1 protein-coding gene is annotated in these 414 nt (G+C 52.4%); it reads right to left on the reverse strand.

The genetic code is table 11. The features are described from left to right. On the reverse strand, positions 1–414 hold a 414-nt coding region (manA, locus tag SB658_RS22065), incomplete at both ends, for a mannose-6-phosphate isomerase, class I (protein ID WP_410602327.1).

Raw genomic sequence — 414 nt, forward strand, 5'->3', positions numbered from 1 at the left:
GCGCGCCTTTTTCAAGCTTGGCGGACTTGCCTTCAAAGATGATGGAGCCGCTTCCTTCTGTGACGCTGCATAACATAAACGGAGCGTCCTGGGTCATTTCCGCCGTCCCGCTGATATCCCATTTGTATACAGAAAAATATTCTCCCTGCACAAAGGTTTTAATGGTGATGCCTTTTCTCGTTTCAGTTGATTCATCCAAAAATCCGTCCACATGAGGAACGGTGGCGGCGTTGACGGCATCGCGGATATGCAGCTCACGCGCCCCGCCGTTTTGATCTGTACGCCCGTAATCATATATCCGGTAGGCGGCGTCTGAATTCTGCTGTATTTCCAGCACGAGCGCCCCGGCGCAAATGGCATGGATGGTTCCGCTCGGCACATAATAAAAATCGCCGGGTTTGATCTTCACGCGGC

The sequence above is a fragment of the Bacillus sp. SIMBA_008 genome, assembly GCF_046535495.1.
Classification (GTDB): Bacteria; Bacillota; Bacilli; order Bacillales; family Bacillaceae; genus Bacillus; species Bacillus subtilis.